Annotated in this window: 17 protein-coding genes, 4 tRNA genes and 1 other RNA gene; 16 read left to right on the plus strand and 6 right to left on the minus strand. The window is 65.9% G+C overall.

All coding sequences use genetic code 11. From position 1 onward, the window contains the following. Positions 1 to 8: 8 nt before the first annotated feature. Positions 9 to 2,276: an ATP-dependent Clp protease ATP-binding subunit ClpA gene (gene clpA, locus ACFPK0_RS06725; protein WP_377339266.1), complete on the plus strand. Its 2,268-nt coding sequence runs from the start codon at positions 9 to 11 to the stop codon at positions 2,274 to 2,276. A gap of 132 nt (positions 2,277 to 2,408) precedes the next feature. Here clpA and infA read toward each other — a convergent pair whose 3' ends face one another. Further along, positions 2,409 to 2,627, minus strand: coding sequence for a translation initiation factor IF-1 (infA, locus tag ACFPK0_RS06730; RefSeq protein WP_007081871.1), 219 nt, complete (start codon positions 2,625 to 2,627; stop codon positions 2,409 to 2,411). A gap of 101 nt (positions 2,628 to 2,728) precedes the next feature. Continuing rightward, the gene (locus tag ACFPK0_RS06735; RefSeq protein WP_040670856.1) at positions 2,729 to 3,004 is read right to left on the minus strand and encodes a polyhydroxyalkanoic acid system family protein; all 276 of its coding nucleotides are present in this window, start codon (positions 3,002 to 3,004) and stop codon (positions 2,729 to 2,731) included. A gap of 109 nt (positions 3,005 to 3,113) precedes the next feature. Between ACFPK0_RS06735 and ACFPK0_RS06740 the strand changes: the two genes are divergently transcribed. The 9 genes from ACFPK0_RS06740 to ACFPK0_RS06780 all read left to right on the plus strand — a co-directional run bounded on the left by ACFPK0_RS06740 (position 3,114) and on the right by ACFPK0_RS06780 (position 11,561). Next, positions 3,114 to 3,875, plus strand: coding sequence for an FHA domain-containing protein (locus ACFPK0_RS06740; protein WP_056604506.1), 762 nt, complete (start codon positions 3,114 to 3,116; stop codon positions 3,873 to 3,875). Positions 3,876 to 3,942: 67 nt separating this feature from the next. Then, positions 3,943 to 5,028: a 3-phosphoserine/phosphohydroxythreonine transaminase gene (gene serC / locus ACFPK0_RS06745; protein WP_056080020.1), complete on the plus strand. Its 1,086-nt coding sequence runs from the start codon at positions 3,943 to 3,945 to the stop codon at positions 5,026 to 5,028. A gap of 73 nt (positions 5,029 to 5,101) precedes the next feature. Continuing rightward, complete coding sequence (pheA, locus tag ACFPK0_RS06750; protein WP_056080017.1) at positions 5,102 to 6,190, plus strand: prephenate dehydratase; 1,089 nt, start codon at positions 5,102 to 5,104, stop codon at positions 6,188 to 6,190. Positions 6,191 to 6,207: 17 nt separating this feature from the next. Continuing rightward, entirely contained in the window at positions 6,208 to 7,512 is a 1,305-nt protein-coding gene (gene aroA, locus ACFPK0_RS06755; RefSeq protein WP_377339270.1) for a 3-phosphoshikimate 1-carboxyvinyltransferase, read from the plus strand. A gap of 132 nt (positions 7,513 to 7,644) precedes the next feature. Further along, positions 7,645 to 8,415: a 3-deoxy-manno-octulosonate cytidylyltransferase gene (gene kdsB / locus ACFPK0_RS06760; protein ID WP_056080011.1), complete on the plus strand. Its 771-nt coding sequence runs from the start codon at positions 7,645 to 7,647 to the stop codon at positions 8,413 to 8,415. Further along, a complete protein-coding gene (locus tag ACFPK0_RS06765) occupies positions 8,412 to 8,879 on the plus strand; it encodes a low molecular weight protein-tyrosine-phosphatase (protein ID WP_377339272.1) in 468 nt (155 codons plus the stop codon). The genes kdsB and ACFPK0_RS06765 overlap by 4 nt, the downstream gene beginning before the upstream one ends. A gap of 53 nt (positions 8,880 to 8,932) precedes the next feature. Beyond that, a complete protein-coding gene (uvrC, locus tag ACFPK0_RS06770) occupies positions 8,933 to 10,771 on the plus strand; it encodes an excinuclease ABC subunit UvrC (protein ID WP_056080005.1) in 1,839 nt (612 codons plus the stop codon). 71 nt (positions 10,772 to 10,842) lie between these two features. Further along, positions 10,843 to 11,448: a CDP-diacylglycerol--glycerol-3-phosphate 3-phosphatidyltransferase gene (gene pgsA / locus ACFPK0_RS06775; RefSeq protein ID WP_056080002.1), complete on the plus strand. Its 606-nt coding sequence runs from the start codon at positions 10,843 to 10,845 to the stop codon at positions 11,446 to 11,448. Between the two features lie 37 nt (positions 11,449 to 11,485). Continuing rightward, a tRNA-Gly gene (locus ACFPK0_RS06780) sits at positions 11,486 to 11,561 on the plus strand. 246 nt (positions 11,562 to 11,807) lie between these two features. Here ACFPK0_RS06780 and ACFPK0_RS06785 read toward each other — a convergent pair. Next, a complete protein-coding gene (locus tag ACFPK0_RS06785; protein ID WP_200945330.1) occupies positions 11,808 to 12,395 on the minus strand; it encodes a DNA-3-methyladenine glycosylase in 588 nt (195 codons plus the stop codon). 130 nt (positions 12,396 to 12,525) lie between these two features. Between ACFPK0_RS06785 and ACFPK0_RS06790 the strand changes: the two genes are divergently transcribed. Next, entirely contained in the window at positions 12,526 to 13,242 is a 717-nt protein-coding gene (locus tag ACFPK0_RS06790) for a uracil-DNA glycosylase family protein (RefSeq protein ID WP_377339275.1), read from the plus strand. 32 nt (positions 13,243 to 13,274) lie between these two features. On the opposite strand, the gene ACFPK0_RS06795 is transcribed toward ACFPK0_RS06790, so the two are convergent. Further along, the gene (locus ACFPK0_RS06795) at positions 13,275 to 14,696 is read right to left on the minus strand and encodes an FAD-binding oxidoreductase (RefSeq protein WP_377339277.1); all 1,422 of its coding nucleotides are present in this window, start codon (positions 14,694 to 14,696) and stop codon (positions 13,275 to 13,277) included. Between the two features lie 177 nt (positions 14,697 to 14,873). On the opposite strand from ACFPK0_RS06795, the gene ACFPK0_RS06800 reads away from it, so the two are divergent. The 4 genes from ACFPK0_RS06800 to ssrA all read left to right on the plus strand — a co-directional run bounded on the left by ACFPK0_RS06800 (position 14,874) and on the right by ssrA (position 15,759). After that, positions 14,874 to 14,949 (plus strand) — tRNA-Gly (locus ACFPK0_RS06800). A 56-nt stretch (positions 14,950 to 15,005) separates the two neighbouring features. Next, positions 15,006 to 15,079: transfer RNA gene (locus tag ACFPK0_RS06805), tRNA-Cys, on the plus strand. 147 nt (positions 15,080 to 15,226) lie between these two features. Then, a tRNA-Leu gene (locus ACFPK0_RS06810) sits at positions 15,227 to 15,313 on the plus strand. Positions 15,314 to 15,404: 91 nt separating this feature from the next. Further along, positions 15,405 to 15,759, plus strand: a transfer-messenger RNA (tmRNA) gene (gene ssrA / locus ACFPK0_RS06815). 86 nt (positions 15,760 to 15,845) lie between these two features. Here the strand turns inward: ssrA and ACFPK0_RS06820 are convergent. Next, the gene (locus ACFPK0_RS06820; protein ID WP_056079989.1) at positions 15,846 to 17,036 is read right to left on the minus strand and encodes a cation:proton antiporter; all 1,191 of its coding nucleotides are present in this window, start codon (positions 17,034 to 17,036) and stop codon (positions 15,846 to 15,848) included. 58 nt (positions 17,037 to 17,094) lie between these two features. Further along, on the minus strand, positions 17,095 to 18,567 hold the full coding sequence (locus ACFPK0_RS06825) for an MFS transporter (protein ID WP_377339281.1): 1,473 nt from the start codon (positions 18,565 to 18,567) through the stop codon (positions 17,095 to 17,097). 184 nt (positions 18,568 to 18,751) lie between these two features. On the opposite strand from ACFPK0_RS06825, the gene rnk reads away from it, so the two are divergent. Then, on the plus strand, positions 18,752 to 19,162 hold the full coding sequence (gene rnk / locus ACFPK0_RS06830; RefSeq protein WP_056079987.1) for a nucleoside diphosphate kinase regulator: 411 nt from the start codon (positions 18,752 to 18,754) through the stop codon (positions 19,160 to 19,162). The last annotated feature ends 58 nt before the right edge of the window (positions 19,163 to 19,220 follow it).

The following is a 19,220-nucleotide window of genomic DNA, read 5'->3' on the forward strand; positions in this document are numbered from 1 at the left end:
CGATCCGAATGTTCAGCAAGGATCTCGAAGTCACCATCGGCCATTGCTACAAGCAGGCCCGGGAGCAACGCCACGAGTTCATGACCGTGGAACACCTGTTGCTGGCGCTCACCACCAACCAGTCGGCGCTGGGCGCATTGCGCGCCTGCGGCGTCGACCTGCCACGCTTGAGCAGCGAGCTCGAGCGCATTATCGCCGAGACCGTGCCGGTGCTGCCGCAAGGCGACGAGCGCGATACGCAGCCGACGCTGGGCTTCCAGCGCGTACTGCAGCGCGCCGTTTATCACGTGCAATCCTCCGGTCGCAAGGAAGTCACCGGCGCCAACGTGCTGGTGGCGATCTTCGGTGAAAAGGATTCCCATGCGGTGTATTTCATGCACCAGCAGGAGATCACCCGCCTCGACGTGGTCAATTACATCTCGCACGGCATCGCCAAGATCGGCGAAGAGCCGGCTGCAGGCTCGGCCGGCGGGCAGGAGCGCGAGGGCGAGGAAGGCGAGGCCAAGGGCAACCCGCTGCACGAGTTCGCCAGCAACCTCAACGAACTGGCGCTGGAAGGCAAGATCGACCCGCTGATCGGCCGCACCGACGAGATCGAACGCACCATCCAGGTGCTGTGCCGCCGCCGCAAGAACAACCCGCTGTACGTGGGTGAGGCCGGCGTGGGCAAAACCGCGCTGGCCGAGGGCCTGGCCAAGCGCATCGTGGACGGTGAAGTGCCGCAGGTGCTGGAAGAGGCCACCATCTGGTCGCTCGACCTGGGCGCGCTGGTGGCCGGCACCAAGTATCGCGGTGATTTCGAGAAGCGCCTGAAGGGCGTGATCACCCAGCTGAAGAAGCAGCCGGGCGCGATCCTGTTCATCGACGAGATCCACACCATCATCGGCGCCGGCTCCGCCTCGGGCGGCACCATGGATGCGTCCAACCTGATCAAGCCGATGCTGGCGTCGGGCGAGCTGCGCTGCATCGGCTCGACCACGTTCCAGGAATACCGTGGCGTGTTCGAGAAAGACCGCGCCCTGGCGCGGCGCTTCCAGAAAATCGACGTGGTCGAGCCCACCGTGGCGGACAGCATCGAGATCCTGAAGGGCCTGCGTTCGCGCTTCGAGGAGCATCACCACGTCGCCTACACCAACGAGGCGCTGAAGGCCGCGGTGGATCTTTCCGTCAAGCACATTCCCGACCGGCTGCTGCCGGACAAGGCGATCGACGTGATCGACGAGGCCGGCGCGCGTCAGCGCCTGCTGCCGGATGACGAGCGCACCGGCACCATCGACGTGGGCGAGGTGGAATACATCGTCGCCAAGATGGCGCGGATTCCCGCCAAGCAGGTCTCCGCGTCCGACCGCGATGTGCTGCGCAATCTCGAGCGCAATCTGAAGATGGTGGTGTTCGGTCAGGACCCGGCGATCGAAGCTCTGGCCGCCTCGATCAAGATGGCCCGTTCCGGCCTGGCCGATCCGTCCAAGCCGATCGGCTGCTTCCTGCTGGCCGGCCCTACCGGTGTGGGCAAGACCGAGGTCACCAAACAGTTGGCGATGCAGTTGGGCATCGAGATGATCCGCTTCGACATGTCCGAATACATGGAGAGCCACTCCGTGTCGCGGCTGGTCGGCGCGCCTCCCGGCTACGTCGGCTTCGACCAGGGTGGGCTGTTGACCGAGGCGGTGGTGAAGCATCCGCATGCGGTGCTGCTGCTGGACGAGATCGAGAAGGCCCACCCGGACGTGTTCAACATCCTGCTGCAGGTGATGGACCGCGGTGTGCTCACCGACACCAATGGTCGCGAGGCCAACTTCAAGAACGTGGTGGTGGTGATGACCACCAACGCGGGCGCGGCGCTGGCTTCGCGGCGCAGTATCGGTTTCGTGGAACAGAAGCACGAGTCCGACGCGATGGAAGTGATCCGCCGCATCTTCACTCCGGAGTTCCGCAACCGGCTGGACGCGATCATCCAGTTCAGCGCGCTGGATTTCGAGCACATCCTGCGCGTGGTGGACAAGTTCCTGATCGAGCTGGAAAGCCAGCTTGCCGAGAAGCAGGTGGTGCTGGACGTGGATGCGGACGCCCGCCACTGGCTGGCCGAGCATGGCTTCGACGCGCAGATGGGTGCACGCCCGATGGCCCGCGTGATCCAGGAGAAGGTGAAGCGGGCACTGGCCGACGAGTTGTTGTTCGGCAAGCTGGCTGACGGCGGCAAGGTGCGGCTCAGCGTGCGTGACGGCGAGCTGCAGGTCGATTGCGAGGCCAGCGAGAAGTTTCCGGTAGTGGTGTAACCGGTAACTGCGCTCAAACGCGAGGCAAAACAAAGGCGGCGCATTGCGCCGCCTTTTGTCTTCGAGCATCCGGATCGCGCCAGTTGAGTGCAGGCCGTGGCAAAGCCAACGGGCCGACTACGTCACGCCGGTTTACTTCATGCGGTAGGTGATCCGCCCCTTGCTCAGGTCGTACGGGGTCATTTCGATCTTGACCTTGTCGCCCGTGAGGATGCGGATGTAATGCTTGCGCATGCGGCCGGAAATATGGGCGATGACAACATGCCCATTCTCCAGTTGTACGCGAAACATGGTGTTGGGCAAGGTCTCCTGGACCGTACCCTCCATTTCGATGACGTCGTCTTTTGCCATGTGGTCCGGTGTTCGTGCACAGCCATCGTGGCTGCGTAAGCCGACGAGTATGCCACGGATGTGGCCCTGGTCAAAGAATCATCAGTCGCGACCGCCCGGGGTCAGGCGAAGTGCTCGTCGAGCTTGCGCTGGATTTCCTGTTCGATCATGCCTTTCATCGGCGACAGCATCAGGCCCAGTTCGGCGTTGACCAGGATCTCGCTGGCACCGATGGCGATGTCGCCCTTGACGCCGGGCCGGGTGAAGCGCAACGCATCCCCCTGCCACTCGCATGCCATGCCGAACTTTTCGCGCATGCGCGCGGCGATCTGGTCGATCACCGAGCGGGCCTCGGCAGGCGTCATCTGGTGGGGTCGTTTCAGCTGGATTCTGGACATGCCGCGCTCCGCAGTAAGCGGCGTAGTTTAAGGCAGCGGTGCCTTCGGTTGCACGGCGGTTTGGCGGCTTGCGCATGCTAGAGTTTCGCTTCTCCTGCCTGGTACAGCGATGCGCATCGAGTTTCCCCGTTCGGCCCGCGAGGACTTCCTCTGGACGCAGCCTCAACTGCGCATCGGCAGCGCGCCCGACAACGACCTGGTGCTGGCGGCCAGCCATGCCGCGGAGCATCACGTGCGGATCCAGCACGATCGTCGCGGCTGGGTGCTGCAGGTGCTTTCCTCCGCCGCGCGCATCCACGTAAACGCGCGCCCCGTACGCGAGCGGGCGTTGCTGCGCGCTGGTGACGTGGTCAGCGTGGGCGGTTGCCGCATGCTGTTGCGCGATGACGAAGACCCGGCGCGGCGCCCGGCCTTGCAGGTGTCGCAGGAAGGGCGTTGCACCGTTGCGCTGCGGGCCGTGGGTGGGCCGCTGTCGGGGCGCGTGCTGTCGTTGCGCGACAGTCTCGAACTTGGCTCGCAGAGCCGCGTGCCGCTCGACCTGCCGCAGGGCGAGCAGGCTTCGCTGCGCATTTTCTGGCACGACGGCGAACTGATGCTGGAGGCCGGCCAGGCTTCGGCCAATTACCCCTTGCGCGTCAACGGGGTCGTGACCGGGCGGCTGGCGCTGCAGCCGGGCGACCAGATTGGCGTGGCCTCGCATCGCTTCGTGGTGGATGCGCCCGGCATGATGCCCGAGGCGCCCATGCCCGAACTGCACCTGCCGATCGCGCCCGAAGTCGTGGCCGGACCGCGCGGTGAAGTCTGGTGGCTCATCGTTACCGCAGCGGTGCTGGCGCTGGGTATCGCGATGGTGTTGCTGATCCGTTTCTGATGGCGCCGCTTGACCGGCGGTTGTTGCGCTGCGCCATAATACTTGACCTACCTAGGGAGCCATCGCAGTGAGCAGAATCTGGAATTTCAGCGCTGGTCCGGCGGCGTTGCCGCTGGCCGTGCTCGAACGTGCGCAGCGTGACATGCTGGACTGGAACGGCAGCGGCGCATCGGTGATGGAGCAATCCCACCGCGGCAAGCGCTTTGGCGAACTGGCTGCGCAGACTGAAACCGACCTGCGCCAGCTGATGGCCATTCCGGATGATTACGCGGTGCTGTTCCTGCAGGGCGGCGCCACCCAGCATTTCGCCCAGATCCCGATGAACCTGGCGGCCCCTGACGGCAGTGCCGATTACCTGATCACCGGTCACTGGGGCGAAAAGGCCGCAAGTGAAGCGGCGCCGTACGTGCGTGTGAACGTGGCTGCCAGCAGCAAGGCGCAAAGCTATCTGCGCATGCCGCCGCGCGCGGAGTGGCAGCTCGATCCGAATGCCGCCTACGTGCACTACACCTCCAACGAAACGATCCACGGCGTGGAGTATCACGACGTCCCCGACGTGGGCGACGTGCCGCTGGTGGCGGACATGTCCTCCAACATCCTGTCCGAGCCCATCGACGTTTCGCGGTTCGGGCTGATCTACGCCGGCGCGCAGAAGAACATCGGCCCGGCCGGCTTCGTGGTGATGGTGATGCGGCGCGACCTGCTGCAGCGGGCTACGCGCCCGATGGCGCGGATTCTTCGCTACGCCGAACACGCCGCCGCCGGTTCGATGCTCAACACGCCCAACACCTGGGGCTGGTACATCACCGGCCTGACCCTGCAGTGGCTGAAGGAGCAGGGCGGCCTGGCAGCCATGGCCGAGCGCAATCGCGCCAAGGCCGAGACCTTGTACCAGGCCATCGATGGCTCGGGCGGTTATTACCGCAACCCCGTCGACGTGGCCGCGCGTTCGCGCATGAACGTGCCTTTCACCCTGCACGACAGCGCGCTCGACGCCGCTTTCCTGCAGGAATCCGAAGCGGCCGGGCTGATCGCGCTGAAGGGCCACAAGGCGCTCGGTGGCATGCGCGCGTCGCTGTACAACGCGGTGCCGTTCGAAGCGGTCGAGGCGTTGACCGGCTTCATGCAGGACTTTGCCAAGCGCCACGGGTAATGGCCGGGGACGGGCTCTTCAGGCAAGATGCCCGTTCATCATTTGGACTTCTTTCCATCCAGGCGGCTGAACCATGAGCGACCCCAAGATCTCGCTGAGTGACATGCGCGAGCGCATCGACAGCATCGACCGCCAGATCCAGGAGCTGATTTCCGAGCGTGCGCGCCGCGCGCAGGAAGTGGCACAGGTGAAGGGCGCCGGGCTTTCCGCGATCGACTATTACCGCCCCGAGCGCGAGGCGCACGTGCTGCGCATGGTGGTCGACCGCAACGACGGCCCGCTGCCCGATACCGAAATGGTACGGTTGTTCCGCGAAATCATGTCCTCCTGCCTGGCGCAGGAAGACCCCCTGAAGATCGGCTATCTCGGCCCCGAGGGCACCTTCAGCGAACAGGCCGTGCGCAAGCATTTCGGCCACGCCGCCTACAGTCTGCCGCTGGGCAGCATCGAGGAAGTGTTCCAGGAAGTCGCCGCCGGCAATGCCGATTTCGGCGTGGTGCCGGTGGAGAATTCCGGGCAGGGCATGATCCAGATAACGCTGGATCTGTTCCTCACCTCCGAGGCGATCATCTGCGGCGAGGTGGAGCTGCGCGTGCACCAATGCCTGCATTCGCAGAACGGCCGGCTGGAGGACGTCAAGCGTGTCTATGCCCACGCGCAGTCACTGCAGCAGTGCAAGAGCTGGCTGCGGTTGAACCTGCCCACGGTGGAATGCATTGCCGTCAGCAGCAATGCCGAGGCCGCACGCCTGGCGCGCCACGCCGACGACGTGGCCGCCATCGCTGGCGAAACCGCCGGGCGCGTGTACGGCCTTAAAACCGTGGCCGAGGCGATCGAGGATCGCGCCGACAACACCACCCGTTTCCTGGTCATCGGCCGCTCGCTGTTCCCGCCGTCGGGCAACGACCGCACCTCGCTGCTGGTCACCGTCAACGACAAACCCGGCGCGCTTTACGACGTGCTCAGCCCGCTGGCCAGGCACAAGGTGAGCATGAACCGCATCGAGTCGCGACCGGCTCACACCGGCAAATGGCAGTACGCCTTCTTCATCGACATCTCCGGCCACATTTCCGACGAGGGCGTGCAGGCGGCAGTGAAGGAGATCGACGGCAACGCCGGCACCGTGCGCGTGCTTGGTTCCTACCCGGTGGCATTGCCTTGAACGCAGGAGAGGGTGGAGTGAATTCATTTGACTGGGTCAGCGGCCAGGGCCAGCCATTGCACGGCAGCGTGCGTATTCCCGGTGACAAGTCGATATCCCATCGTTCGCTGATGCTGTCTGCGCTGGCCGATGGCACGTCGCGCATCCGCGGTTTTCTCGAAGGTGAGGACACCCGCGCCACGGCGGCGGTCCTGGCGCAACTCGGGGTGAAGATCGAAACGCCCGCCGAGGGCGAGCGTCTGGTGCACGGCGTGGGCCTGCACGGTTTGCGCGCCGCGGCGGAACCGCTCGATTGCGGCAACGCAGGCACTGGCATGCGCTTGCTGGCGGGTTTGCTGGCGGGGCAGGCGTTCGACAGCACCTTGATCGGCGACGCCTCGCTGTCGAAGCGTCCGATGCGGCGGGTCACCGATCCGCTGGGCCAGATGGGCGCACGCATCGATACGCAGGAAGGTTTGCCGCCGCTGCATATCCATGGCGCGCAGCCATTGCATGGCATTCGCTACGCGTTGCCGGTGGCCAGCGCCCAGGTAAAATCCGCCCTGCTGCTTGCCGGGCTATATGCCGCAGGCAGTACCGAGATCATCGAGCCGCATCCCACGCGCGACTACACCGAGCGGATGCTGGCGGCGTTCGGCTGGCCGATTACCTTCTCGCCGGGTAGCGCGAAGCTTGACGGCGGCCACGCCCTGCATGCCACCGATGTCGACGTACCGGCGGACTTTTCCTCGGCGGCGTTCTTCCTGGTGGCGGCCAGCATCGTGCCCGGTTCCGAACTGCGCCTGCCAGCGGTGGGCCTCAACCCCCGACGCACCGGTTTGCTTCAGGCGCTGCGGTTGATGGGTGCGGATATCCAGATCGAAAACCCCCGCAAAAGCGGCGGCGAGCCGGTGGGTGATCTGCTGGTGCGTCACGCACCGCTGCAGGGCATCGAACTGCCCGAGGCGCTGGTGCCGGACATGATCGACGAGTTCCCGATCCTGTTCATCGCTGCCGCGGTGGCCAACGGTCGCACCGTGGTGCGCGGCGCCGCCGAGCTGCGGGTGAAGGAATCCGACCGCCTCGCCAGCATGGCCACCGGCCTGCGCGCGCTGGGTGCACGCATCGAGGAAACGCCCGACGGCGCGATCATCGACGGCGGCGCGCTGGGTGGCGGCGAAGTGCAAACCCACATGGATCACCGCATCGCCATGAGCTTCACCGTGGCCGGCCTGGTCGCCACCGCACCGGTGCACGTGCGCGATTGCAGCCATGTCGCCACCTCGTTCCCCGGCTACCGGGAATTGGCCAACGCCTGCGGCTTCGCCATCGCATGCGCGTAGGAGCGCACCCTGTGCGCGACGGCTTTTGCGGGATTCGCAATTCGCAACAGCAAGAGCATCGCGCACAGGGTGCGCTCCTACCTTGTTCCAGGGCGGCAAGGTAGGCTTGGCGCCTTGCTTGCCGAGGTCGTCATGCCTGATCCCTCCTTCATCGTCGCCATCCCCGCGCGCTACGGTTCCACCCGCCTGCCGGCCAAACCGTTGCGGCCGATCGACGGCGTGCCGATGGTGGCGCGCGTGGCGCAGCGGGCGTTGCAGGCCGGCGCCACGCAGGTGGTGGTGGCGGTGGACGACACGCGCATTGCCGAGGCGTTGGCCGGGCAGGGTGTGGAAGTGTGCATGACCCGCGCCGACCACGCCTCGGGCAGCGACCGCCTGGCCGAATGCGTGGCGCATTACGGCTGGCCTGACGATGCCATCGTGGTGAACCTGCAGGGTGACGAGCCGTTCGCGCCGGCGGCCGGCATCCGCGAGGTGGCGCGTGCGCTGGCCGAGGACGACGCGCCGATGGCGACGCTGGCTGCGCCGATCGAGGACGCACACGAGCTGTTCGACCCGAACGTGGTGAAACTGGTGCGCGGCGCCAATGGCCGTGCGCTGTACTTCAGCCGCGCGCCCTTGCCGTGGGCGCGCGATGCATTCGCGGCAAGTCGTGACGCCTTGCCCGCCCATACGCCATTCCTGCGCCATATCGGCATCTACGCCTACCGGGCCGGCTTTCTGCGCCAGTACACCCGGCTCTCGCGTACGCCGCTGGAGCAGGCCGAGTCGCTGGAGCAACTGCGCGTGCTGGAACACGGCCACGCCATCGCGGTGCGTCTGTCGCCTGAACCGTTCCCGCCCGGCATCGATACCGAGGCGGACCTTCTGCGTGCCGAAGCCTGGTTGCGGAGCCAGGCATGAGCACGCCGCGCATCCTGTTCGTCTGCCTCGGCAACATCTGCCGTTCGCCGCTGGTGGAAGGCGTGGCCCGCAAGCGCTGCGCCGAAGCCGGATTGGCGGTGACGCTGGCCTCCTGCGGTACCGGTGGCTGGCATGCCGGCCACGGCGCCGATCCGCGCATGCGTGCGGCGGCTCGTGCGGCGGGGTTCGATCTCGAAAGCCACCGAGCGCGGCAATTGCAGTCGGCGGATTTCGATCGCCATGACTGGTTGCTGGCGATGGACAGCGACAACCTGCTCGAACTGAATCGCCTGGCACGACCCGGCGCCGCAGGGCAGGCCGCGTTGTTCCTGCCGTGGGCCGGGGTGACGTCGGTACAGGATTTCCCCGACCCTTATTACGGCGAAGCCGAGGGCTTTCGGCAGTGCGTGGATCTGGCCGAGCGCGGCGTTGCCGGGCTGATCGAGCGCCTGCGCAACCGTTGAATGGTGCGTTGCCGCGGCGCGGCGTACCTGGCCAAAACGGCTAGAATCAGCACATGCAGTCACCATCGTCGCCGGCCTTCGACGGCAAGGCCTTTGTCCACACGCTTACCGGCTCGCCTGGCGTCTACCGCTACTTCAACGCGGCGGACGAGCTGCTCTATGTTGGCAAGGCCAGCAACCTCAAGAAGCGCGTAGGCAGCTACTTCCTGAAGCCGCGGATGGAGCCGCGCATCGCCGCGATGGTGGCGCAGATCGCGCGCGTGCAGATCACCGTCACCCGCACCGAGGGCGAGGCGCTGCTGCTGGAATCGCAGCTGATCAAGTCGCTGAAGCCGCGCTACAACATCCTGCTGCGCGACGACAAAAGCTACCCGTACATCTACCTCTCCAGTGGTGAGGACTACCCGCGGCTGGCGTTCCACCGCGGCGCACGCAACCTGCCGGGACGCTATTTCGGGCCGTATCCCAGCACCTGGGCGGTGCGCGAAAGCCTCAGCCTGATGCAGAAGCTGTTCAAGGTGCGCCAGTGCGAGGACAGCTATTTCCGCAACCGTTCGCGGCCCTGCCTGCTGTACCAGATCGGTCGCTGCAGCGCGCCCTGTGTCGGCCTGATCAGCGTGGCCGATTACGCGCAGGACGTGCGGCATGCCGAGATGTTTCTGGAAGGCCGCAGCAGCGCCGTGATCGACGAGCTGGCCGAGGCGATGGAGCAGGCCAGCAAGGCCTTGAACTTCGAGCGCGCGGCCAAACTGCGCGACCAGGTGGCCACATTGCGCCAGTTGCAGGCGCAGCACCACGTGCAGGGCGCCAGCGCCGACATGGATGTGCTCGCCTGCTGCATCGAGGCGGGCATGGCCTGCGTCAGCGTGCTGTTTTTCCGCAACGGCATCAGCCTGGGTACGCGCGATTTCTTCCCGCGCCTGCCGCTGGATGCCGAACCCGCCGACGTGCTCACCCAGTTCATCGCGCAGTACTACCTCGACCGGCCGGTACCGCGCGAACTGGTGCTGGGTGAAGACCTGGCCGACCAGCAGATCCTGGGCGACATGCTGGCGCAGCACTCGGGCCATCCGGTGGAATTGAAGGCCAGCGTGCGCGGCGAACGGGCGCGCTTCCTGCAGATGGCCCAGCGCAACGCGCAGGCCTCGCTGACGGGTCGTCTGGCCAGTCGGCAGACGCTGGGTACGCGCTTCGACGACCTGCAGAAGGTGCTGGGCCTGGACGAGCCGCCGCGGCGCATCGAATGCTTCGACATCAGCCACACCATGGGCGAGGCCACCGTGGCCTCGTGCGTGGTGTTCGGCCCCGAGGGCCCGGAAAAATCCCACTACCGCCGCTTCAATATCGCAGGCATCACGCCGGGCGACGACTACGCGGCGATGCACCAGGCGCTCACCCGCCGCTTCCGCAAGCTGGCCGAAGGCGAGGGCGCGCGACCAGACATCCTGTTGATCGACGGTGGCGGTGGCCAGGTGGCGCAGGCACTGGCTGTGCTGGACGACCTGGGCGTCAGCGGCATCGTGGTGGTCGGCGTGGCGAAGGGGCCGGGCCGGCGCGCCGGTGAGGAAACCCTGGTGCTGGCGCGCGACGATCGCACCCTCGGCGGCGAACTGCATCCCGGTTCCTCATCGCCCGCGCTGCATCTGGTGGCGGCGGTACGCGACGAAGCCCACCGGTTCGCCATCAGCGGCCACCGCAAGCGGCGCGAGAAGGCACGCGAGCGCAGCGTGCTGGAGGACGTACCGGGCATCGGCGCGCGCCGCCGCTCGGCGTTGCTGAAGACCTTCGGCGGCATGCAGGGCGTGGAAGCCGCCGGTGTCGAGGAGCTGATGCAGGTGAAGGGCATCGATCGCGGGCTGGCCGAACGCATCTACGCCATGTTGCACGGCTGAACACCGCAGCAGTTTTCACTCACCGACTGCGCGCGTGCGTGAGACACTGTGACAAATCACTGGATCGAATCATGCGCATCAATCTGCCGACCTGGCTGACCTTGTTCCGTGTTGCACTGCTGCCGGTCATGGTCGTCGTGTTCTACCTGCCTTTCCCCGGCCACAATGCCACCGCGGCGGTTGTTTTCCTGCTGGCCGCGTTCACCGACTGGCTGGATGGCTACCTCGCGCGGCGCATGAACCTCACCTCCGCCTTCGGCGCGTTCCTGGACCCGGTGGCGGACAAGTTGATGGTGGCGGTGACGCTGTTCCTGCTGGTGGAATCGCACCGCGGCGGCTGGCCCGGGATCCTGATGGCGGTGACCGCGGCGGTGATCGTGGGGCGCGAGATCAGCGTGTCGGCGTTGCGCGAATGGATGGCTGAAATCGGCATGCGCGCCACGGTCAAGGTGGCTTTCATCGGCAAGCTGAAGACTGTCATGCAGATGGTGGCGCTGGTGGTGCTGATCGTGCAGCACGAGAAAGCCGCCGAGGCGTTGCGGCTGTACCACATCGGCGAAGCGCTGCTGGTGATCGCAGGCGTGCTCACGATCTGGTCGGGCCTGCATTACCTGCGCGCGGCGTGGCCGATCCTCAGCGCCGACACGCAATCGGCGGCAAAAAGCAAAAACGCTTGACGCTCCGGATTCACGTATTAGAATGCGCGGCTCCAATGCGGGAATAGCTCAGTTGGTAGAGCACGACCTTGCCAAGGTCGGGGTCGCGAGTTCGAGTCTCGTTTCCCGCTCCAGAATTCGATCCGCCGGGCCGATGGGCCCCTCGCGGATTCCTCGAAAAGGGAGCGAAAGCTCCCTTTTTCGTTTCCGGATCTGGGCTCGGTGAAAGCGGCGTTCGCCGCGCTGCCCTGGTCCCTGTATCTGCGATCGACACGTCTGGCTGGGTCCTGCGCGGCTCGCGAGAACGGCTACGACGAGGCAGCTTTCACGAATCTCCCGCCGCCACCGGTCTCGATGACGCGCGCCTGCGCGACATCGACCTACCGACGCGAGACGTGGGGTTCATCGGCGACGTACCAGCGCCATGGCTCGTCGGCGGCCTGGGAAACCCCTACGCGTGAGGTTTCGATCGGCTTGGCCGGTGGCGGCGTGCCGTCATCGACGATGGTCAGGCTGCCGAGCCCGCCGACGAGGTCGAGGCCATCGCAGCTTCCGTCGATGTCGAACGCCTTGCACAGGCGGGCAGGCCCGCGACACAAATCCCGGTCGCGCCGACAGGCCGCACGCGCCGCGCGCATCCGCTCCAGGCCGGTCAATGGCGCCAACGCCCGCAGCAGCACGCCCACGCCTTCATCCACTTCCCCGCAAACGGCGTTGCAACACCAGTGCATGCCGTAGGTGAAGTACACATACATATGTCCAGCTGGCCCGAACATGCTGGCATTGCGCCGACTCTTGCCGCGGTAGGTATGCGCGGCCGCGTCGTTGGCGCCGCAATAAGCCTCCACCTCGACGATGCGGCCGCTGCGCCCGTCGTCGCGCAGCAATACCTTGTTCAACAAAGCCGGCGCCACCTCGCGCGGGTCGCGCTGGTAGAACCCCCGGTCAAGCAAAATGCAGCTGGACATGCTGTCCATATCCTCGTTGCCCGCAGACAGCGGGTGTCACCCGCCAGCGTAGCCGAAGGCACATATCGGGCGGCTGACTGCCTACCCCAGCGTTACACTGCCACGTTATCCGCTGCGTTCCACCCCACAGATGACCACCACCGGCCTGATCAAGATCGTCCGAAAATTCGCGCGGGACATCGACCAGTTGCGCTGGAACACGCCCAGCCATGTCTATAACCCGCTCGTGTATGCGTGGAGCGCGCACCGCGAATACCTTCAGCGCTACGGCGCCGTACGCGGGCGCGTGTTGCTGCTGGGCATGAATCCGGGACCGTGGGGGATGGCGCAGACAGGCGTGCCGTTCGGTGACGTGGCGATGGTACGCGATTGGTTCCACATCGCGTCGCGACTGCGCGAACCGCTGCCGCCACAGCATCCCCGCTATCCGATCCTCGGCATGGCCTGCCATCGCAACGAGGGCAGCGGCTCGCGCGTCTGGCGTTGGGCGCAGGCGCGCGTGGGTACGCCCGAGGCGTTCTTCGAGCGCTTTTTCGTCTGGAACTACTGTCCGCTGCTTTTTCTCAAGGATGGACGCAACCTCATTCCGGAGCGGCTGGACAAGGCAGAAGCCGACGCCCTGATGGCGCTGTGCGACAGCGCGCTGGCAGCCGTGGTCCATGTATTGAAGCCATCCGTTGTGGTGGGCATCGGACGCTATGCGCAGCAGCGCGCCACCGCCGTACTCGGCGCGGACGCGGATGTGCGCTATCTGCTTCACCCCAGCCCGGCCAATCCGGCGGCGAACCGGAACTGGCCCGCGCTGGCCGAGCAGGTGCTTGGACCCTGGCTGCCACCAGCGCCCTGATCGAACGTCGAGCCGCCGTTGCGCAGTGGCGTTCACGAATCGGCGATCAGCACCTTGCCGGGGTTCATGGTGCCGTGCGGGTCCAGCGCGTGCTTGATCGTGTGCATCAAGGCGAGCTCGATCGGATCCTTGAATTGCGCGAGCGCGTCGCGTCGGAGCTGGCCGATGCCATGCTCTGCACTGATCGATCCGCCAACGCGGCCTATGTGGGCGTGCACCACGTCGAAGATCGCCTCCTGCCGTGCCAGCAAGGCGATATCGGTCCAGCCGGCACCAGGGGCGACGTTGTAATGCAGGTTGCCATCGCCCAGATGGCCGAAGATGACATGGCGCACGCCGGGAAAGATGTGTTGCAGGGCTTCGTTCGTGTCGCGCACGAATTCGGCCATGCGCGACACGGGAATCGAGATGTCGTGTTTCACCGCCTTGCCTGCCGCCTTTTCCGCCAGCGGAATGCTTTCGCGCAGATGCCACAAGGCCCGGCTCTGGGCGAACGAACTGGCGATCACCACGTCGCGGGCACTGTCGTTGGCGACGGCGTCGCCCAGGACGGTCTCGAACCGCTCTCGCGCATGCGCCTCGCTTTCGCTGTCGGAAAGCTCCAGCAGCACATACCAGGGCAGCGTCGCGGCATTGCCCTCGAAGGGCAGTCGTTGGGCGGGGAAAGCACGCGTGACCGAAGCGAGACAGTCGCCGGCCATCAACTCGAAGCCCGTCAGCGAGGCGCCGAGACCGCGCCGCGCGAGCGACAGCAGCGCGACGGCATCGTCGATCGAAGACAGCGCCACCAGCGCCGTGCAGCTCGCCACGGGCAGCGGGTAGAGCCGCAACGTCGCGGCGGTGATGACACCTAGCGTCCCCTCGCTGCCGATGAACAGATCACGCAGGTCGTAACCGGTGTTGTCCTTGCGCAAGCCGCGCAGGCCATGCCAGATATCACCGCGTGCCGTGACTACCTCCAGCCCCAGGGCCAGTTCGCGCATCGTGCCGTAGCGAAGCACCTGGGTTCCGCCGGCATTGGTCGCCAGGTTGCCGCCAATGGTGCAGCTACCCTCGGAGCCCAGGCTCAGCGGAAACAGCCGGCCGGCCTCGCGCGCGGCGTCCTGCACCGACTGCAGCACGCAGCCGGCCTCCACATCCATGGTGTCGTTGTACGGGTCGATGGCGCGGATGCGATTCATGCGCCGCAGCGAGAGCACGACGGCGCGGCCCGAATCGTCCGGCGTGGCGCCGCCGCACAATCCCGTATTGCCGCCCTGCGGCACGATCGGCACGCCGGCGGTCGCACAGGTTCGCACCACGGCGGCGACTTCGTCGGTGGAGGCGGGGCTCACCACCGCTAGCGCGTGGCCGCGGTAGCGCTCGCGCCAGTCGGTCAGATAGGGAGCGGCGTCGGTGCCTTCGCGTACATGTGCGTCACCCACGGTGGCACGCAGGGTATCCAGGACACTCATCACGGTTCGCCGCTCACGACGGGGGGAGCACACATTGTAAGCGCCGCACACGGCGGGATCGTCGCTGTCCGCGACCGTTCGTGCTCCGTCCTTGCGCGAAGTCGGTGTCACGGCGCCGACGTTGCACAAAGGTGGCTTCACATCGGCCCTCGTTCTGCTATCATTCGCGGCTCAGATGCGGGAATAGCTCAGTTGGTAGAGCACGACCTTGCCAAGGTCGGGGTCGCGAGTTCGAGTCTCGTTTCCCGCTCCAGTTTTGCAAAGCCTCGGTTCACCGGGGTTTTGTTTTTTAAGAAGCAATTGCGCAACGGCCAGGTGGCAGAGTGGTCATGCAGCGGACTGCAAATCCGCGTACGCCGGTTCGATTCCGACCTTGGCCTCCATTGCGCAGCACGTTGCACGCCCACTTGAACCCGCCGATGGCGGGTTTTTTGTTGCCGCGGCCGCCGCTTCGAGTGCCATGGATCGCGGACCGCGCATGTTACGATTCGCGCCGCCGGCCGATGCGTCCGGCATGACCCGACATCCGCGCCCGGGTGGCGAAACTGGTAGACGCAAGGGACTTAAAATCCCTCCGCCGCAAGGCGATGCGGGTTCGATCCCCGCCCCGGGCACCAGCGTCCTGAACGGCACCGGCAAACGCCTGCGATTTGCATTGATGCCGCGCGCGGCGACCCCATATACTTGTCTGGTCATATCGTTTTCCCCGGGGGTGTCCTGGCTTCGACGGGGGTAGTGAGATGACTTGGTGCATGCCGAGGGGGCAGCTTTCCTCGTAAATCCAGCAGCAAACTCATAGTTGCCAACGACGACAACTACGCTCTCGCCGCTTAAGGCGTAAGCCCCGAACCCACTTGTGCTCATGCTCGTCGGTGTAGGGTCATTATCATGAGATCGCCGAACGCTGCTGCCTGGCGGTTCTAGGCTAGATCAATCAGGCTGGTTTCGCGGTGCGCTTTGCCCACCGTGCTTGTCGCGAAACGAGATCGAACGGTGAGCTAAGCATGTAGATCTGGGCATTGAGCATCCTCGGACGCGGGTTCGACTCCCGCCACCTCCACCAATACAAGCAACAACGCAGTCCAGAAAAAGCCGAAATCCCCAAGGATTCCGGCTTTTTTTGTGCCTGGTATCACGTACGCGTGACGCTTACGAAGGTGTGCCGTCGCTGACTTCCGACCGTTTCAGCAACCACGCCAGGATCGGTGGGGTGACCATGGCGGTGAGCAGCGACATGGCCACGATCAACGCGTAGATGCGGTTGTCGAACACGCCGGCGGCGAGACCGAGGGTGGCCACCACGATGCCCACTTCGCCGCGCGGCACCATGCCGAAACCGATGATGGTGGCGCTGCGCGTGCCCAGCGGCAGTGAACCCAGCCAGCCGCCGACCAACTTGGAAATCACCGCGATCCCGGTGACCACGGCCAGCATCATCAGGGTGTCGCCGTCGGCCAGTTCATGCAGGTCGATCTTGCTGCCAGTGACCACGAAGAAGAACGGCGTGAGCAACGCCAGCAGCGGTTTCACCTGTTGTTCCAGCGTGTGCTGCTGGCGGGTTTCCGAGGCGATCATGCCGGCCAGGAAGGCGCCGATGATCGCCGCCAGGCCGAACACGGTGGACAAACAGGCCAGCCCCAGGCACAGCGCCAGCACAATCATCAGGGGCGAATGCGGGCCCATGGGCGTATCCAGCCAGCGCGAATTCCAGCGCATCACGCGGGCGCCGCCCCAGCCGATCACCACGATGAAGCCTACGGCGCCGGCCAGCACCATCAGCAGGTGCAGCGCGTCGAACGAGCCGCCGCCCTGCAGCGACACCACCACGCCCAGCAGCAGCATGGCGAGGATGTCATCGATCACGGCGGCGCCCAGGATCACCTTGCTTTCCACCCGTTGCAGCGCGCCCAGCTCCTGCAGCACGCGGGCGGTGATGCCGGCGGAGGTGGCGACGAAGGCGGCGGCCACGAACAGCGAACGGTCCCAGTCGAAACCGTTGCCGTGGGCCCACACGCTGCCCATCGCGAACGGCACGATGACGCCGATGACGCCCACCGCGAATGCAATCTTGCCGACCTTTTTCAGATCCTCCAGCCGCGTCTCCAGGCCCACGGCAAACAGCAGCAGGATCACGCCGACCTCGGCCAGCACGTCCAGCGGCGTGCCAGGGAGTATCTGCGCCGGAGTGATCCAGCCGAGCAGCGAGGGGCCGACGGCACAACCGGCCGCGATCTCGCCCACCACGCCGGGCAATTTCAGCCGCTGGGCAATTTCGCCACCGATCTGGGCCGCCACAAAAACGATGAACAGGGTGAACAGGATGCTGCTGGGGTCATGCATGTGACACGTCCGCGTGGTGAAGCGGACATGCTACATGCGCGGTGCCGTGCGGTGGTCGTCAACCCGCCGCTGGGGCGCCGGCGGGCGGGCGATCGTGCCGCAACTGGCTGAACACGCGGCTGGCCCCGGCGGTGATCGCGGCCAGGATCAGTACCGTCCAGCGGAACGCCACCACGTACTGCTCGTGGGCGTGGCCGTCCAGCATCGCCTGCATCAACAAGGTGGCCAGCGCGATGCCGAAACTCATCGCCAGGTATTGCGCGGTGGAGGCCATCGACGAGGCCATCGATGCATGCTTGATGTCGAGGTCGGTGTAGATCAGCGTATTCATCGCGGTGTATTGCATGCCGGCGAAAGCGCCATAGAAGAACGCCAGCAGGCCGATGGCCCATACCGGCGTGGTCGGGCCCAGCAGGGCAAACATGGCCAGCAGCGCAGCCACGATCAAGGTGTTGCCCAGCAGCAGCCGGCGGTAGCCGAAATGCACCAGCACCCGGTTGATCGCCCATTTGGCGATGATGGACCCCAGCGCCTGAGGCACCATCATCAGGCCCGCCGCCAGCGGTGACCAGCCGCATCCGATCTGCAGAAACAGCATCAGCAGCAGGAACATGCCCGAGATACCCAGCCGGGTGAACAAGCCCCCGGCCAGCGCCACGCGCACGCTGCGTACGCGCAGCAGGTTAAGGTCGGCCACCGGATGCGCGGTGCGCCGGCTGTGCCATACATACAGGGCGCCCAGCGCCACCGCCGCCAGCGTGTACAAGCCGATGCGCGACCACGGCACCGGCGTGCTGCCGGCCAGCTCCGAGGCGACCAGCAGCAGCGCCGAGGCCGCGGCGAACATCATGAAGCCGCGCCAGTCGAAGCGGTTGGCGCGTTCCAGCCGGTAGTCGGGCATGTCGCGGCGGTTCATCCAGTAGCCGGCGATCGCCACCGGTACGTTGATCAGGAAGATCAGCCGCCACGAGGTGTACTCGACCAGCGCACCGCCCATGAACGGGCCCAGCACCGAGCCGAGCAGGCCGAAGGTGGACACCGTACTCATGGCACGCACGAATTCGCGTTTCTCGATGCTGCGCACCAGCACGTAGCGGCCCACCGGCATCAGCGAGGCGCCGCCCACGCCCTGCAGCACGCGGGCGCCGACCAGTTGCGGCAGCGTCTGCGCCAGCCCGCACAACAGCGAGCCCAGCCCGAACACCATGATCGCGATGCCGAACACCCGCCGCGTGCCCAGGCGATCGCAGAGCCACGGGCTAGCCGGGATCAGGATCGCCAGCGTCAGTACATAACTGGTCAACGCCGTGCGCATGCCCAGCGGCGTCACGTCCAGCGCCCCGGCCATCGCCGGCACCGCCGTGTTGACCACGGTGGAATCCAGCGATTGCATGAAGAACGCCGCGGCCACCAGGTACAACAGGCCGCGAAACTGCACGCGGGACGACAGCCGCGGCGGCTCGCCGACAGCGGCCGCAGGCGGGTCGAAAGCAGGAGCGGACGGGGAATCCACAGGCGCTGGGGCAGACATGCGGTGCATGGTATCCGCCATGACGGCTTGCTTTTCGTGAGCGTCCTGCGCAGAGTTACCCTTGTTTCATCCGCCGATCGTGACTACATAGGTCCTGACGGCCATACAATGACCACACGCGCCGGGGCGGTTTCGTTCCGGCGTGTGCTTTTGTGCGGCAACGCCGCCTGCACCAGGAAGAGCCATGAGCAACAAGCCACCGATTACTGTCTCCCGCATCGACATGGAACGCATCGAAGCGTTGCTGGAACGGCTGCCCGCCGCCGAAGCGGCCCGTTGTGCCGCGCTGATCTCCGAGCTGGATCGCGCCGAGGTGGTCGAGCCCACCGCCATGCCCGCCGACACGGTGACGATGAACTCCACCGTCAGTTTCGAAGACGAGCACAACGGCGAGAAGCTCACCCTGACCCTGGTTTACCCCAATGCCGCCGGCGCGCCAGGCACCATTTCCATCCTGGCGCCGGTGGGCAGTGCGCTGCTCGGCTTGTCGCTTGGCCAGCATATCGATTGGCCCACGCCGGATGGCCATCAGCGTCGGCTGCGCGTGCTGGGTATCGACTACCAGCCCGAAGCCGCTGGCCATTTCCATCGCTGAGCATGTCGTTGCCGGGTCGCCGCCGAAGCGGCGACTCGGCGGGTTCACGCGGCCTCGC

Source organism: Rhodanobacter ginsenosidimutans (assembly GCF_042655685.1).
GTDB lineage: Bacteria > Pseudomonadota > Gammaproteobacteria > Xanthomonadales > Rhodanobacteraceae > Rhodanobacter > Rhodanobacter ginsenosidimutans.